This window comes from Paenibacillus sp. PastF-3, from assembly GCF_029893135.1.
GTDB lineage: Bacteria > Bacillota > Bacilli > Paenibacillales > Paenibacillaceae > Paenibacillus_AQ > Paenibacillus_AQ nitricinens.
Window position 1 is genome coordinate 52,609 of the sequence record NZ_JARXWM010000010.1, and the last position, 15,442, is coordinate 68,050.

The following is a 15,442-nucleotide window of genomic DNA, read 5'->3' on the forward strand; positions in this document are numbered from 1 at the left end:
AAAAAATCCCCAAATTGCTTTAGGACCATATTCATATCGAACTAATAGCTATTGCTAAATCTATTCTGGTCATTTATATCAAAAATATGAAGGCCTGAAAAATACCAAATAACATGGACGACTGGCCCTTTCCGCTAAAACGGCGGAGGGGGCTTTTGCTTTCAGTAAGCAACACCGTCCCACCAGATACTACATTATTTTGTGAACCCAGAATGCTTGGAGAATCCCGTGTGGGCTGATTTGCCCAAGCGGTGCAGTCCCCGGATATCTTAGGTTTAATTTTCGTTGTAACCTTCTAGCTACCTACCCGATCTAATATTTAAGTAACGTTACGAACATCCTAAGACTTTTAGTCAAGAAAGCAGGTAAATCTTTGCATATTAATCCTATTGTCGTCAAAGCCAAAGCTGGGGACCCAGAAGCATTCGTGCAGTTGATGCAGGAGATAGAGTTACCTTTATATAGAACTGCAAGGTCCATCGTCAACAAAGAAGAAGATTGTGCAGATGCCCTGCAAGAGACGATGCTTAAAGCCTTTAAGTCCATCCATACACTCAGAGAGCCCGCTTTTTTCAAAACGTGGATCTTCCGGATTCTGATTAATGAATGCAATAAAATGCTCAAAAACAATTCAAGAGCCCTCCCTTATGGAGAGCTTCCCGAAGTCCCTTCCATTTCAAAGGATTATGAGAAAATCGAAATATGGGATGCCGTTCAACATCTTGAGGAGAATCTACGGATTGTCATTCACCTTCATTACCTACAAGACATGCCGATCAGTCAAATTTCCGACATTCTCGAAATTTCTACGGTAGCCGTGAAGACCCGGCTGCATCGCGCCCGCAAAAAGCTAAAGCATTCATCTCAATTCATTCAAGAAATGGAGTTGCGACATGGTAAACACTAAGTTAGAAGAACAATTAAAGAGCTGCCAAAGCCTACTTCCCGATCAGTTATCGGATATTGCCCGCTCCAAGCTGAATGAGACTTACCAAATCATCAGGGAAACCGATAATTCCAATTCCCACGTTCAGAAAAAGAAAAATGTATCAAAATCTTTTAATAGATGGTGGATTTCCACTGCAGCCGCTGCAATTCTTGGAGTTACAGTCCTTGCTTCCGGCTTTGTATCGCCCGCAATGGCTGATGCACTCAAGCAAATTCCGGTTCTGGGACAAATCTATTCATTATGGGGCGAAAACAACGGAGATCCCGGTGTTCAACAAGCCGAGGATTTCATCACAAACGTAAACCAAAGCGTGACCCATGGCAATGTTACTATGAATATTCCAACGTTGTTATTTGACGGGACCCGGATTCTTATGAACATAACCACTGCTGGAAACCGTCTGGCTTCGGAGCCCAATTCGCCGCCTTCAGATGCCAATAAAGGAGCGGTGGATAAGTTTGAGGTTCTCTATAAAGGGCAACCTCTGCTCTGGAGTTACGAACACATGGACGGTGAGACTGCTTCCAGCATAATGGTTCAGGTTTTGGACACTTATTATGAGCCGAGCACGACAACACAGACTGTCCAGTTCCCTGATCAGTTTGACTTGACTGTAAATGTAACGTTAAAAGGCTACGATGCCCCGTTCGAATTCGTTCTGCCTGTCACAAAATCAACGCCCGTTACCGCACTAACTTCAGAGGAAACCAAGCATCACGATAACATTAACTTGCAGATTAGTAAGGTGGAAATCACCCCAATCACAACGCAGTTATCCATTGAGTACACAACCAAACCGGGCCAGAGCAAAGAAGAAATGCTTGCTTCTATCCCTTCGAAATATAAGGGTGCTAACGGAAGCGTCATCGCTCTTCAGTTTGACATTGTGGATGAACGTGGTGTTCAACTGAAGCCCATCGGTGCTCACCCCTTAAGCGAATCTTATAATGTTCGTTTTGAGCCCTTCAAGACTATACCAAGTACCATAACCATCAAACCGTACTTAGTCGTTTCCGAAGGTCAAGCCCCAGCTGGGAATACAGGACTGTGGGAAGACAACAATATGGTCAAGGAATATATTCCTGAGCTGGAGACTGTACTTTCGGTGCAATAGCATTTGTAAAAAAGACCTAATACTCCAGGAATAAAAGGATGTGTAAACCTACAAAAGACGAAGCCATAATTGGCTTCGTCTTTTGTCTTGATATTTAAATGAATTCAGATAGATTCAATTCCAATAAGGTTATTTAGATGAAGCCAGCTTCGATATTTTGTCGGCAATATCTTCCGCTTGTAACAAGGAGGAGTAGGAATCTGCTGCAAAATATTTCTCCATATCAATCTCAATCACTCGATTATTTTTAACTGCATCTAACATTTTCCATGTTGCTGGTAACTTAGGCGGCTGTTTGTCTTTCACAGTAAGGACAATGACATAGTCGCCTACATAATCATTTACGGTTTCCCAAGAAACTTCAACACGGCTCATTTCCTTATCAAGGATTTCACTTTGAACTTTTGGAGTAGGTTTCATACCCAAAATATCGTAAGTAGCTCTGCCGCCTCTCTCCCCCTGATTACCAATGACCATTAAAAATTTCTCTACCGTGATATAATCTACGATAGAAATAGTTGCATCTTTTGCAATGGCATTTTTAATTTTTTCGCGGGCAGCTATTTTACGTTTTTCGAAACCTGCCACAAACTGTTTAGCCTCTTCTTCTCGATCAAGGATTTCTCCCATAGCTGTAATCTCTTCTTGAATCGTTGCGTATTTACTTGTATCAAATAATACGGTCGGTGCGATCTTAGAATAGTTACTATAAGCATCTTTATTCCAGGTTATGATGATGTCTGGCGCTAGCTCTAATACTTTCTCAAAAGAAATACTTCCTTCTGCCCCTATATCCTGTACTGTCTCATCTAAGAAAGGTTTGAGAAACTGAGAATACTCCAATTGTGTATTTGATGCTCCAACCGGTATTACCCCAACTGCTAAGACTGGCCCCAAATCCCAATCAACTACAACACGTTGGGGATTGGCTGGAACATTAACATCCCCCATGACTGTTGTTATTTTCCGTAAACCCGTATTTTCAATGGCTTGATTGGAAGGCGTACTCTGTGTCTGTTCTACTATCTGATTGCTATTACGGCTAGTGCTCCCATTTCCACAAGCTGAAAGTAACAGTGTAAACACAAGCATTAGCGTTAATCCTATTTTCGTTTCGGTCCCCTTAAACATCTGTTTATCTCCTTCAAGTTTATATTGATAATGATTATCATAATCAATATAACAAGAAGAGGAATCTTTGCCCATGGAGGATAAGAACTCTTGCCATGGACTATCTGAAACGATCAAACCTGTCTTCACCTTATTTTTGTATTGAACGGGCGTCGCCCCGACCTGCTTTTTAAACAGACGTGTAAAATAAAAGACATCACTATAACCTACGCTTACAGCAATCTCCTGTACGGTAGCATCGGTCTGAATCAATATCTCTTTCGCTTTAGCCATCCTCGTCTGAATTACATATTCAATGGGACTTCTCCCTGTCCGGCGTTTGAACTGCCTCGATAAATACTGAATGCTATAATTCCATTCTTCGGCCATAGATTCAAGTGAAATAGGCTCATTATAATGTTTGTGAATGTATTGAATGATCTGTTCAACTAAATCTGTTTCTTTGAGGGCAACTCCCTGAAGCTGTAACTGCTGTGCAAGAGTATATACGAACTGATAGAAATGGATTTTCGCTTGGAACCGTTCCATAGCCTGTCTGCGATTCCATTCCTCATACATCGATTCCGCATGACGATATAAAACAACCGGAGAAATAGGTTTACATGTGTATTGCAGATGAAAAGGGTTACTTATATGATAGGATTTCAATAATGTTTTACTAGCTTTAGTAGAAATAGTACCTCTATATAAAATGTAATAGTAGGTTACATCCTCATGTCCAACCTCGAACTTGATGTTACTTCCTTTTCCCGCATGTAAAACAAAGAATCGTTCTAATGGATGTCGATTACCATCCAACCAGATCGTACCTTGTCCACGTACGACAAATATAAAACTACTAGCTGGGAGTACATGTTGCTGCTTACTCTCTCTGCGTATCACATGTTGGCGAATATCCACCAGTTGAATCCATGAAGTGTCCCATATCTGGATGTATTCTTCCCAGTTCACTGTTAATCCTCCCAAGTCCAATAGCTTGCTAATCCTTTGCAGCTGCAAATCCCTATACAAGCCAAAATCGTAAACGATAACCATTATCATTGTCAAATGATTGGTGACTAGTCAAACCAATTTTAATAGATCAAATCTGACGCCCCCGGAGAGTCTCCAACCAAGTCGATATAGCCATAGCTACCTCAGCTCTTATCTGCGGGATTTATACCGTACATTCCACTACTCCAGTTTTCGTTGCTCTATATAATAAATTCGGCCTCTTAAATGAGAGTCCAATCCCATAGATAACCTAAGCAAATTATTTATACCGGCAAGATTTAGGGCCATCCTTTTACAGGATGGCCCTCTCATTGATTAAGTTGCAATTTTGCTAACCTTAATACTGTCCTTTAATTACAAAAAACGAACCCCGAATTGTTCCGGCTAGCTTGGACTTCTGCCTAGCAAACTTAAACTTCTCTTCTAGCTCCTTTGGGATCTCCATCCCCTCAGAAAGCTTAAAACCAACAGCCCGCTTCTTAGGGTCATCCACCGTATACATAACGTTGACTGCAAGACCATCCTCATAAAAGACATAAGCAAATTTAATATTTCCCACTTGAAAACGCGACGTTTCTAAAGGTTTGGCCGCAAACTCAATATCACGTTCTTCTTTTAAAATTCGGTTCACATAATCAAGGGTCTCCTGACTTTCACTGGCTTGTACAACCGTAAACTCATGTTTGTATTTGTTCATAAAGTAACGGGCCTCATTAGCACGCAGACCAGCAAGTGCATCTACTACAGGTGAAGCTTCTAACCCAACCGTAGACACATTTTTGAATTCAACGATATAGGACATTTTCATCTCTCCTTTTCTCTCATTATTACCAAAAAAACTTATCGTTACTTAGGATACGGTTCGCGTGCTGTCTGTAACGGCAAGTTTCTGTGTTAACTGCTGTGCTCTTTTTCTATTAAAGTGACCATCTCGCGCTTCCACTTTTCTCGCTCCTCTGGCGGGATCGGCTTCCCTTTGTCATACAGAAATCTAATCATATAGAACCCATCCTTCGTAAGCAGGCTGGTAACAAGTTCATGCTCTAATACATTATTGTTCATCAACTGCGTCTCCACTATAGAGCTATTAACAGTCTGATGCAGTACTTGAGCAGTCAACAAGGTTTCTTGGGAGATATAGTCCGCTGTATGCTTCTCTACAGAAGACGCTGCTATTTCATCAAAATAATTAATCGTGAACGTATGCGAAGGTTCGTACCGATGGTATTCTCCTAGCGGATAATATCCGATAAATTGACAGTTACTGTAGACATGGAATGTTGCAGGTACATAGCTGTCAAGCTGAAAATAAGGGATGAATCGCGCAATGCCTGAATTGATCTCTTCTCCAGGAGGAATGACAGCATCCACACCACTAAGGAAATCACCCTTCTTATCTACAAAAATCGTGCTATAAGGGCTGTACCTCGTAATCCAAATTGAACCATTCTCCTTCACAGCCTCAACGAAATAACTGATAATTTGATTTCTTTTTTCCTCACGTTCATCGGCGGGGTTGATACAGGTATGAATGTGCTTCCGAGTGTATGTAAAGACTGCTTTAGTGGCATCCATTGACAGCAATTCAAATTCAAGAATTTCAGATTTTATATTATAGATTTGAAATGTCATCATTAATTGAAAGTGATTTAAAAAGGACATTCCCCTCTTATCTGGATGAAATCTTTTGCTCAAACCTTCTTCATCCTTATCCATATAAGCCTGCTCCAAGCCTTCAACCAGGGCATGCAGCTCCTCTTTTGTGATGCCTTTATTTTTCTTAAAGAAAAACATGTCTTCTCTCCCCTCATCATCAGTCTACTGCCAATTACTTGCTCCTATTTATTATACGGGCACACCTGTGTACTTTTCTAGTTATGAAGAAACCATCCCTGACAAAGGAATGGTTTCTTTGAGTAGGTATACCTTTCGGTCATCCTTACATTTTAAAATGTTCACAAACTAACCTAAATTGTTCTTCTACGCTCATGTTTGGTGTTCTTTCTATGGTTTTGATGCCCAGCTTAGTGCAAGCGTTCTTTATTTCATTGGAGAACTTAATCATAGATTTATTACTGTGTTTCTCAATCTCCGCATCGGATGTATAAAAACATATCATTCTCTCTTCCGGGATAAACGGTAATATAAATTCAGGCATTATTCCTAAATCTATTAGGATTGGTTTGACATCAGGTAACTTCAGCAAGTCAATAATAAAGAATTCCATCATCTCTTCGACCACTTGAAATAACCATTGGCAGTGTTCATCTACAGGTTTATTAAACCACTTATTCCAATCTAAACTAGGATTAGGGAATTGAAGGGTAGGATATTCCATAGGACTAGAGAATGGTCTATATAAAAGCTTACTCTGACACGTTGGTTGTGAGGGGTTGGCGGATTCTTATCTTTCTAGATAAAAAAAGCCTTCCCCACCCAAAAGGGTGAAGAAAGCTTAAATGTGTACCCCAAAATTATGGGCAGCTATATTAGCTTTTCGTACCCGAAGGTGCCTTAGCCAATTGCTCCTCCAGCCACCTTATGCTCAGCCTCTCCGGAGAAAGCGCCTCCGGAGCAGCCGTAGGTTCTTTTAGTGGACAACGCTGTAACTGGCTTGTAGACAGCAAGCAACTTAGCATTCTGCATTACGACCGCGATGCCTGAACAATATTGGGCGATTTCCCGCTTGTTCATGTTGCACCAGTTCATATACAGCTGTGTGACCGCACGCTCTGGACGTGTGTTTTTCTCAGCAGAATGCACCATCAGCAGACCGAAGGCAGATCGGCGCGCGAGCAGCTCTTCCCAATAAGCGATATATTCTTCTACGGTCACCTGATCAAACGCCTCCCCCAAACTAAGGCTTATAATCGGCCAAGCGGATTCATCCTTTGTTATAGCCATACGTTTTCCTCCTAAAATGTGCCGAGTATTGCCTAAGATGTGATGCGGAATCCGACGGATTGCTGTTGTAGCTTCCAAAGCCGGTCGTACAGTCCGCCGCGCAACAGTAGGGCTTCATGTCGTCCCTGCTCGACCAGCCGGCCATCTTCCAGCACAATAATGTTGTCTGCACCTCGTATAGTTTTCAGCCGATGCGCGATAACAATAACAGTTCTGCCCGTAATCAGCGTATCAATTCCCTTCTGTATCTCGGCTTCATTCTGCGGGTCAAGCGATGCAGTAGCTTCATCTAGTAATACAATTGGAGCATTCTTAAGAATCGCGCGAGCAATGGAGATCCGCTGCTTCTCCCCTCCGGAAAGCGTACTGCCACCCTCGCCTACCGGCGTGTCATAACCAAGCGGTAATTTCATGATGAAATGATGGCAATGGGCCATTTCTGCTGCTTGTTGAATATCCTGCTGCGACGCGCCCGGCCGCCCAAAAGCAATGTTGTTTCCAATGGTGTCTTGGAACAGGTACACATCCTGAAACACAACCGACACAGACCCTAGCAAATGTTCTGGATCAATATCTTTAATATTGCGTCCGCCTAGCAGAACACTTCCTTCGTCAGGATCATAGAAACGCGAGATCAGGCGCAGCACTGTACTCTTTCCGCTGCCGGAGGGACCCACAATTGCAGTTAATGAGCCTTGCGGCATCTCTATGCTTAATTGTTTGAGAACAGGCTCACCTCCATAACCGAAGGTAACATTGTCAAAGCGAATAGTACTGCTCTCGGAAAGCGGAGCTGTAGTCCCCGTCATGACCGGCTGGCGAAGCAGGTCTACGATACGTTCACCCGCTTGTTCGTTGTACCGGAATTCGGCATAGTTGGCGAGCGCCGTCGTCAGTGGATCATAGATGCGTGTGCCGACAATAAGAAATACCGCCAGTTGCAGAATACCGAGCTCCCCGCCTAACAATAGATGAACACCAACGTATACCATTAAGGTCAGACCCGCACGAAGAAGAGCCATAGCCGTTAGAATGACCGGTCCGAATATCCCTTCAAGCTTCACACTTTCCTTCATCAAAGTTCTAAAAGAGCTATCCAGACGGACAAATCGTTCTCCCGTCAGGTTATAGGCTTTCATCACCCGTATGCCGTTCAAGTATTCTTGCAATCGGTTCGCAGCGTTCAGCTTGGCCTTCATATGATCCGCTCCGAGTCTCCGCCGCAGCTTGCCCGATAGATACATGATCAGAAGGGCAACCGGCAGCGCCACGAACATGGAAAGCGCCATCCGCCAGTCGAGGAATAGTAAACCTGCAAGTGCAAATATCGGCAGTACAAAAGCCCCTGCAAGCTGTGGCAGCAGATGTGAAATGCCTGTCTCAACCAGCGTGAAATCGCCCATCATCATATTCGCCAAATCACCGGGATCCCGGCGAGTCAGGTAGCCTAGCGGAAGCTTACGCAGATGTTCTGCTAATTCCGCCCGTCCCTGTGCCGCAACATTGTAAGCCCCGCGGTATGCAGTGCGGTAAGCGGGAATCTCGCTCAGGAACATCAGTACCATGACAGCAGCTAGTCCCGCGCAAATCCACCAAAGCCGTTCTATCTGAAGCTCTGCACCCACCGTAATATAAGGAGCAAAAATCAACCGCACCGCCTCAATCACTAGCGCATACGGAAGCACACTGACTAAGTTAGCCAGTAAGGAAAAAAATACAGGCTTCAGCAGCTGCTGTGGTTTGCCAGCAGTAATATTGTGCAATACCTTCATAGCTGTTCCCCCCTTTTTTCCAAATGCCAATCTCCGGCGTCACTGTAGACATGCCACATTTGAGTGTAAAGTCCATCGCGATCAATCAAACTATCGTGATCTCCACGCTCCACGATTTGCCCATCTCGCAGTACCAGAATTTGTGCGGCTTCACGAATAGAGGAGAGTCTGTGAGCAATGACAATAACCGTCTTCCCGCGCATAAGCTCCGTTAGTGCCAGCTGCATGTGATGCTCATTTTCCGGGTCGGCAAAAGCAGTTGCTTCATCGAGCACAAGTACCGGAGCATTTTTAAGGATAGCCCGGGCTACCGCAATACGCTGCTCTTCACCGCCGGAGAGATAGACACCACCTTCACCGATTAACGTATCGTACCCCTGCGGAAGCCGAGAGATGAACTCGTCGCATTGTGCCGCTCTGGCTGCAGCCTGAACTTCCTCCAGCGTTGCTCCCGGTTTACCGACGGCAATATTCTCATACAAAGTGTCATAGAACAGGAAGGTCTCCTGAAATACAAAGGCAACTGTATTCATCAGTTCATGAATCGCCATATGGCGGATATCCACTCCACCGATACGGATCGCACCCTCTTGCGGGTCCCAGAACCGCGGCACCAAGCTGGCCACCGTCGATTTACCTGAACCTGACGGTCCAACCAGCGCTGTAACCTTCCCTTGTTCTGCCCGGAAGGAGACCTCGCTGAGCGCAGCCGCAGCCCCCTTTTCTTCACTGTAGGAGAAGGTTACATCCATAAATTCAACGTCGAAAGCTTGCGGTGACAGCGGCTTTGCTATTTCTGGTACAGGCTGCTGTGCCAATAGACGATCCATCCGCTCTACACCTTCGCCGATATCCCGAGTGCTCGAAGCCAGCATAAGTAGCTTATAGAGCGGAGAAGATACGCCTGGTGCCATAATTAGAAAGAACAGCAACACAAGCGCAAAGGACATGGAATTCGGCTGGCCGCTTAGCATAAAGACACCCACCGGTAAAATAAAGGTAAATGAGGAGGCCAGCAATGTTTTGAACAGAATATAGCCTGACTGATAACGGTCCGTAAACTCCAGACAATAATCACGGTATCTGGTCATATCACTGTAGAACCTTCGGAAGGAATGCACCGTCTGCCCGAACACCTTCACCGCTGGCATCCCCCGCACATACTGCACTGCTGAAGCATTGATCTGCTCCAAAGAATCATGATACTGCTTCACACTAGTTTTCCCCTTACTACTCATCATAAGTGCTGACTGCACAACCATTCCTATTAGGATCGGTAGAAGACAGGCAACAGCTAAAGGCGGACTCAGCCAGAACATCGCCACAATCATAAGCACCGTGGACGCCAGCGCGCTGACCAGATCAGGGAGCTGATGCGCTACGAAATTTTCCACCTTGTCGACATTCTGTTCCAGCGTCTTCTTCACTGCGCCGGTCGAAGTTCCATTCAGGAAGCCGAGCGGCAGTCTGCCTAGATGTTCAGTCATTCGCACACGCAGATTATACTGAATACGAAAAGCCGCAATATGCGAACACATAATACCGCAATATGAGGTCACCAACCCTCCGGTCAATCCGCCAAGTGCAATCCATCCCCAGCGGATCATTGCATCACCGTCAACCTGTCCAGGAGACGCGGCATGCCGCAGTAGCTCAGCCAAGATGAAATAAACAGACAAAAATGGTACCAGCATTAACACGGCGCTGACAGATGACAATATGCCAGATAGGATCAGCAAGCCCCGCTTCTCTCCGGTAATCTCTAGCAGTCTCGACATGCCAGTTTTGGTTTTACTCACAGCTGTTCCCCCACTCTTTATAATTACGCACAAAAAAGTGCACTGAGAATGATTCTCTGTGCACTAGTGTAAAGGAACGCTCTTCATGGTTGCTACCGTTTCCGGGATTATAATCAACCAAATCAGGAGCATCTGTTTTCGATGTGAGCTTACATCCTTGTTCCTAAAGAACGCTGTCTACCACTGATCAGATATGCTCCAGGACGCACACCGAATTTTTTACGAAAGGCTGCTGAGAAATGGCTGACATTCACGTATCCGACTCTGGATGCTGCTTCACTTACCGTCATATTTCCATGTTCTAGCAGCTGCTGTGCCCTTTGCATCCGTTGTTCGATCACATAGGCATGGACAGTATAACCGAACATTTCCTTAAAGCCCTTCTTCAATTTGAACTCATTGAGGCAAATAATTCGAGAGAGCCCTGCTAGTGTCGGTGGATGTAAATAATCACGCTGCAGAATTTCCTTGGCTAGCCGCAGGCTCTCCATATCATCTCTAGATAGCTTGACTGTGTGGGAAATCCGATCAGCTTCAAATAAAGATTCATTGAGATAGACAGCCATTAGCTCCAGCATTTTCCCCTCCAGATAGAGTTCCCGCATACCCTGACTATAGGAACAGTCCGCAATTTGAGACAGAATAAGTCGGATAGATGGTGTGATAGCGTTTTTGCCAAAAAACAACCCAGCTCCTCCTCCGGCTTGGAGCCGTGTATCCTCGGTCAGTCCGCTGGTCATCCGCTCAAATTGTGCCGGACTCATATCTATGCTGAGGAATCTGTAGCCCGCTCCGCTAAGGTATATACAATTTTCACTTCTTACTCCGCCGTGAAGCAGCACACTTTCTCCTGTATCTATGGCAAAGTAGTCCTGCTTCAGCGAGGTCCCCCATTCAATTCCATGTCCCATACAGAATATCAGCTCCGTACGAGGTGTTCTAAACTCACCCTTCGCTTCGATATCCCGATTAAATTGGAGATCAAAATCCGTCATCTGAAGATAACGCTGAGTAAGCAGGCTCCGGCAGCTGCCCTCCCCTAGCTCGACCGGTGGTTTTATCTCAAAGTGGCTTCCGTCCAACTGGTAAGTAATATTAAACCCTTCGCATCTAAGCGTCTTATGGGCATCAATCGTTTCTGCTTCAATCAGACCATCGTTACGCTTCATGCTCATCCCTACTTCCCCTTACTTTGGATTAATTATATATGTATTGAGAATGATTATCAATTGAATGTTCTTTTAGCAAACATGCATATACAACAAAAAACCTTCCCCCCCTAAAGGTGAAGAAGGCTTAAACGCGTCACTTCTGAAGACGTGGCCAGCTATATTTTCAGCTCCCCAAGCGATTGCATTAGACTTAATCCGTAATTTTCACATTTCCAAATACGGCCTTATTCCTCGAATCATCCCCCGGATTGCTGAGCGCTATGCCAATATACACCTTGCGATTCATCGGGATTTGAACAGTTCCAACTGTTTGCCAGTTATTCCCGTTCCCCGAAATAGCCCCTTTAAAGGTATTTCCGCTTCTGGTCAGCTTTAGCCATCTTGGAGCCGAGGCAGCCGCAGTATGGTCGACCGTATTGCCCGCGGTCTCTGCACGATACTGGAAGGTTGCCCCATTCTCGGGGGTAAGCATCATATCTGCGTGCTTCGAATTATGACCCAACGACTCCCGAATCATAATGCCGGCCTTGGCCCAGCCGTCCAATCGGCTAGTGGACTGCACTTTAACAATAATCTCCGCATTGCCGCTCGCGGATTGGTATATATAATTCAGTTGATCTCCGTTTCCCCAAATATCCGTAGAGCTGCTATTGAGTGTAAATTGCTTATTGGATGAATTGTAGGTAACGTTCCCCGGCATGGAACCGATATTTCGAGCCTTCCATCCAGCTGGTAATTGAGCCGGATAGTCTTGTTCTACCGGAGGCGTCCAGCCTGGCGTCGGCCAGGTTTCACGTTCCTTGATATTGGCCAATTCATCTTCTGGCCAGGCCCCGTAGGCAAAGAACGACAGGCGCTTCACGTCCGGATAATTCTCGCGGATTCCCTTGTAAATCTCCTGATATTGATCATCAGTCCAGTCATTATCCAGTGTGGCTACAATCTCCACATCACTGCCACTGATCCGGTCGCTCGTATCCTTCAGGATGCCGTAGGAAGTGCTGTATACCCAGTCACTATTGAACTCCCAGTCATCAAAGTACGCCATCGGTGCGACAAAGTCGATATCATCCTTGAATTTGGCTACATTCTGTCCAACCTCTGTAAATTCCGGCGGCAAAATATACACACCGAACTGCACATCCGGATTTGTGGATTCAGAAATATCCTCACGGATATCGCCTACATACTGTCCAATTTGTTCTGTTCTCCATTCATTCCACTGTTCCCGCTGAGGCGAATCCGTATCGAAGTCAATGCTGAGCGGGGAATACCCGAACTGTGCCTGATACTTCGCAACCGTGTAATCACTGACGTCCATGTTGTAATTGACGAAGCGGATCCAGTCTAGCACAACACCGTCAACAGCATAATTCTCGATCACTTCCTGAATGATGGAACGCTCATACAGCTGCACTTCGTGGTGAATCGGATTGACGAAGTATTCGTTGCCGTTAGAACCTGTGAATGGAATCTGAACCCCGTTAACCAGCGCTTGCATCTGCCATTCATCGTGAGCAAGGAAGGCTTGCTGATCATGGAACTGGGGAATCCAGGCATGAACCTTGATTCCTGCAGCATGGGCTGCTGTAATGACAGCCTGCAGAGCATCGAAATTCTCGTAGCCTTGCGCGATCGGAGCGATATCACTCTGATAAAATACACTTCCAGACGGAACCTCATCATCTTCATCCTGCTTCACGTTCATGCTGATGACATCGACACCGTAGCTTGTGGACAGCTGGATGAAATTATGGACATCCGCAGTGTTCTTAAACTGGTTTACGGTCCGTACAATAACTTCCGTTTCAAAAGGGGGATTACTCTCCTCATCGGCCTTAGCCGGCACGGAACCACCTGCTATCGAAGAAACCAATACGAAGCTTAACATTGCTATGCATCTCGATCTCAGCGCAAATGCCATAATATCGCCTCCACAAGTATAAAATTTCATAAAAGTCTTATTTCGTCGCGTTGATTTTCTTGACATTCTCCTGCCATTTTTCGGTTCTGAACTCAAGCAGCTTATCCAGCCCCGCTTTTTGGGTGTTCTTTTTGGCTGTCTCCAGTGCCGACAATACCTCTTCATCCGACTTCGCCTGAACCATTTGTGCGTAAGCAAGGGTATAAATATCCCCGATATTCTGTGCGATGATGCCAATCTCCGTATCCGGAAGCGGATCGGTATTCACAAATTCCGTAATGTCCAGCGCGGTTTTCCAGGTCACCGTGGACTGCGCCACTGTCTCCCATGATTTCTGGTTCGCGGAAAGCAGTGCCTCTAAGCTCATTTTCGCCGTATCAATAAAGGTCGTATTTCCCGCCCAGTTAAAGTCCTCGAATTTTCTCATTGTTTCGGTACGCTCGTTAGCAGGAGTCGTCTTGTATTTCTCGTTCGGAATTGGTGCTCCGTCTGCATCCTCCTCATCCCAGTACAAGCCTTTAGGACCGAAGAAAAGCACCTTCTGTCCCTCCGGACCCGTAATCCAGTCAAAATAAGCGAAGATGGCCTCCGGATCCTTGGCCTTTTTCGTAATGACACTGACGTTCCAACCCAGCGTCTCGAAACCGCTTACAAACACTTGCGTTTTGTCTAGTCCGGCTTTATGAATCGGCCAAATAATTTCATAACCGCTGTCCGGATTGTTCGCAGTCAGTGCACGATGTCCCTCGGCTCCATACGTAGTGATATTGGATTCGACCATGACCGCTACCCGGCTGGTATTGACCTTTTCTTTGACCGCATCCTGGGTTTGCTGCAGTGCATCCTGCGTAATCAGCCGTTCACGATACAGCTTATTGATATACAGCACCATCTCCTCGTAAGCGGGATCATCCAAGATAGATGACAGCTTGTCGCCTTCCGGATATCCCATGAGTGAAATGAACTTACTGGTAGAATGCTCCTTAAAACCGCCATACATAATCTCCAGACCTGCCCCCTTCTCGCCAACCTCCAGAGGTACAACATCGGGATACTTCTCTTGCACCAAGCGTAAATATTGATACAAATCATCAAAGGTCTCCAGCACCGGTCTGCCGAGCTCATTATAAATATCTTTATTCACCATCCATCCGCCGTTGCCGAATTGCCCGGAGGTATACCAGTTCGGGATTTGATAGATTTTCCCGTCATCTGAACGGAGCAAATTCAGGGTGGATTCCTTCACATATTTCTTGAAGTTCGGATACTTGTCATAGTAATCATCCAGCGCAACAAGTTGCCCTGCCTGCACCAGCCGTTCCACTGAGGATCCCCGGTCAGTAAAAATGACATCCGGTAAATCTCCGCCGACGATCATCGTGTTGAGTTTTTCTCCGGCCGCACCTCCCGATTGAATCGGTTCAACTGTAACCTTACGGTTCTCCTGAATCCATTTTGTCGCCTCATTATCCCCCCATGGTGATGTCGTAAGCCAGTCATAGTTTCCATAGAAGCTGAAGGTGACAGGCTTGATCCCGCTGCCGTCATCAGTGGCGACCTCGGTATTCAGATTTTTCTCGCTTGTGTTTGGTGAAGTGTTAGAATTCCCCCCTCCGCTACAGGCAGCGAGAAGAAGCACCAGCGAAGTCAGCAGAAGCGATACCCATTTCATACGATTGCCCAT

The 15,442-nt window shown here is 45.5% G+C and carries 12 protein-coding genes; 2 read left to right on the plus strand and 10 right to left on the minus strand.

Annotated features, from left to right (window positions below):
• The first annotated feature begins 373 nt into the window (after positions 1-373).
• Both M2444_RS19835 and M2444_RS19840 read left to right on the plus strand, forming a co-directional pair.
• Positions 374-907: an RNA polymerase sigma factor gene (locus tag M2444_RS19835; RefSeq protein ID WP_094878715.1), complete on the plus strand. Its 534-nt coding sequence runs from the start codon at positions 374-376 to the stop codon at positions 905-907.
• Positions 894-2,063 (plus strand): DUF4179 domain-containing protein, encoded by a 1,170-nt coding sequence (locus M2444_RS19840; protein ID WP_280787856.1) that lies wholly within the window; start codon positions 894-896, stop codon positions 2,061-2,063. The genes M2444_RS19835 and M2444_RS19840 overlap by 14 nt, the downstream gene beginning before the upstream one ends.
• Before the next feature lie 129 nt (positions 2,064-2,192).
• Here M2444_RS19840 and M2444_RS19845 read toward each other — a convergent pair whose 3' ends face one another.
• The 10 genes from M2444_RS19845 to M2444_RS19890 form a co-directional block, all read right to left on the minus strand.
• Positions 2,193-4,145 carry an AraC family transcriptional regulator gene (locus M2444_RS19845; RefSeq protein ID WP_280787857.1) on the minus strand — a complete coding sequence of 651 codons (1,953 nt, stop codon included), beginning with the start codon at positions 4,143-4,145 and terminating at the stop codon, positions 2,193-2,195.
• 379 nt (positions 4,146-4,524) lie between these two features.
• Positions 4,525-4,989 carry a phage tail protein gene (locus tag M2444_RS19850; protein ID WP_280787858.1) on the minus strand — a complete coding sequence of 155 codons (465 nt, stop codon included), beginning with the start codon at positions 4,987-4,989 and terminating at the stop codon, positions 4,525-4,527.
• A gap of 92 nt (positions 4,990-5,081) precedes the next feature.
• On the minus strand, positions 5,082-5,981 hold the full coding sequence (locus tag M2444_RS19855; protein ID WP_280787859.1) for a hypothetical protein: 900 nt from the start codon (positions 5,979-5,981) through the stop codon (positions 5,082-5,084).
• A 145-nt stretch (positions 5,982-6,126) separates the two neighbouring features.
• Positions 6,127-6,417 (minus strand): hypothetical protein, encoded by a 291-nt coding sequence (locus tag M2444_RS19860; RefSeq protein ID WP_094872608.1) that lies wholly within the window; start codon positions 6,415-6,417, stop codon positions 6,127-6,129.
• 284 nt (positions 6,418-6,701) lie between these two features.
• Positions 6,702-7,091 (minus strand): hypothetical protein, encoded by a 390-nt coding sequence (locus M2444_RS19865; protein ID WP_094872609.1) that lies wholly within the window; start codon positions 7,089-7,091, stop codon positions 6,702-6,704.
• 32 nt (positions 7,092-7,123) lie between these two features.
• Entirely contained in the window at positions 7,124-8,863 is a 1,740-nt protein-coding gene (locus M2444_RS19870; RefSeq protein WP_094872611.1) for an ABC transporter ATP-binding protein, read from the minus strand.
• A complete protein-coding gene (locus tag M2444_RS19875) occupies positions 8,860-10,641 on the minus strand; it encodes an ABC transporter ATP-binding protein (protein WP_280787909.1) in 1,782 nt (593 codons plus the stop codon). Before M2444_RS19875 ends, M2444_RS19870 begins: the two co-directional genes overlap by 4 nt.
• Before the next feature lie 170 nt (positions 10,642-10,811).
• Positions 10,812-11,837: a helix-turn-helix transcriptional regulator gene (locus tag M2444_RS19880; RefSeq protein ID WP_094872613.1), complete on the minus strand. Its 1,026-nt coding sequence runs from the start codon at positions 11,835-11,837 to the stop codon at positions 10,812-10,814.
• A gap of 187 nt (positions 11,838-12,024) precedes the next feature.
• Entirely contained in the window at positions 12,025-13,758 is a 1,734-nt protein-coding gene (locus M2444_RS19885) for a family 10 glycosylhydrolase (RefSeq protein WP_280787860.1), read from the minus strand.
• Between the two features lie 37 nt (positions 13,759-13,795).
• The gene (locus M2444_RS19890; protein ID WP_280787861.1) at positions 13,796-15,442 is read right to left on the minus strand and encodes an extracellular solute-binding protein; all 1,647 of its coding nucleotides are present in this window, start codon (positions 15,440-15,442) and stop codon (positions 13,796-13,798) included.

What these genes read in the sequence shown, in the direction of transcription:
- M2444_RS19855 (WP_280787859.1), bottom strand. Translation starts at nt 5,981, where the DNA reads ATGTTTTTCTTTAAGAAAAATAAAGGCATCACAAAAGAGGAGCTGCAT.
- M2444_RS19860 (WP_094872608.1), bottom strand. Translation starts at nt 6,417, where the DNA reads ATGATGGAATTCTTTATTATTGACTTGCTGAAGTTACCTGATGTCAAA.
- M2444_RS19885 (WP_280787860.1), bottom strand. Translation starts at nt 13,758, where the DNA reads ATGGCATTTGCGCTGAGATCGAGATGCATAGCAATGTTAAGCTTCGTA.
- M2444_RS19840 (WP_280787856.1), top strand. Translation starts at nt 894, where the DNA reads ATGGTAAACACTAAGTTAGAAGAACAATTAAAGAGCTGCCAAAGCCTA.
- M2444_RS19875 (WP_280787909.1), bottom strand. Translation starts at nt 10,641, where the DNA reads ATGTCGAGACTGCTAGAGATTACCGGAGAGAAGCGGGGCTTGCTGATC.
- M2444_RS19850 (WP_280787858.1), bottom strand. Translation starts at nt 4,989, where the DNA reads ATGTCCTATATCGTTGAATTCAAAAATGTGTCTACGGTTGGGTTAGAA.
- M2444_RS19890 (WP_280787861.1), bottom strand. Translation starts at nt 15,442, where the DNA reads ATGGGCAATCGTATGAAATGGGTATCGCTTCTGCTGACTTCGCTGGTG.
- M2444_RS19865 (WP_094872609.1), bottom strand. Translation starts at nt 7,091, where the DNA reads ATGGCTATAACAAAGGATGAATCCGCTTGGCCGATTATAAGCCTTAGT.
- M2444_RS19870 (WP_094872611.1), bottom strand. Translation starts at nt 8,863, where the DNA reads ATGAAGGTATTGCACAATATTACTGCTGGCAAACCACAGCAGCTGCTG.
- M2444_RS19880 (WP_094872613.1), bottom strand. Translation starts at nt 11,837, where the DNA reads ATGAGCATGAAGCGTAACGATGGTCTGATTGAAGCAGAAACGATTGAT.